1 pseudogene is annotated in these 679 nt (G+C 73.3%); it reads left to right on the top strand.

Going from position 1 to position 679, the window contains the following annotated elements:
- A pseudogene (locus tag E0F75_RS39805) lies at window positions 1–679 on the top strand (AfsR family transcriptional regulator); the annotation flags it as partial.

Below are 679 nucleotides of genomic sequence, written 5' to 3'. Positions count from 1 at the left end.
CTCGCGACGAGCCGGGAGCCGTTGGGGGTGCCGGGGGAGATGGTGCGGCCGTTGGGTCCGTTGCCGGTGGGGATGGCGTTGCGGCTGTTGGGTGAGCGGGGTGCGGCGGCGCGTGCGGGGTTCGTGGTGGCGGAGGACCGGGGGGCGGCGGAGGAGGTGTGCCGGCGTCTTGACGGTCTGCCGTTGGCGATCGAGTTGGCGGCGGCGCGGTTGCGTTTGTTGTCGGTGCGTCAGATCGCGGAGCGGTTGGACGACCGGTTCCGGTTGCTGACGTCGGGGGCGCGGACGGTGTTGCCGCGGCAGCAGACGTTGCGGGCGGTGGTGGACTGGTCGTGGGATCTGTTGGAGGAGCCGGAGCGGGTGGTGCTGCGGCGGCTCGCGGTGTTCACGGGGGGTGCGGATCTGGCGGCGGCGGAGGCGGTGTGCGCGGACGGCGGGACTCCGGACGTGCTGGACCTGTTGGGTGCTCTGGTCGACAAGTCGCTGGTGGTGGCGGGGCCGGGCCGGGACGGGGAGGGGATGCGGTTCCGGCTGCTCGAGACGGTGGCGGAGTATGCGGGGGAGCGTCTGGAGGAGTCCGGGGAGCGGGCCGCGACCGAGCGGCGCCATCTCACGTACTACCGGGAACTCGCCCGTACCACCGACCCCGAACTGCGCGGCTCCGGGCAGGTCGCCGCCA

Source organism: Streptomyces sp. CB02980, from assembly GCF_014451325.2.
Classification (GTDB): Bacteria; Actinomycetota; Actinomycetes; order Streptomycetales; family Streptomycetaceae; genus Streptomyces.
The sequence above is the reverse complement of the archived record's forward strand: the minus strand, read 5'-3'. Positions and strand labels throughout refer to the sequence as shown.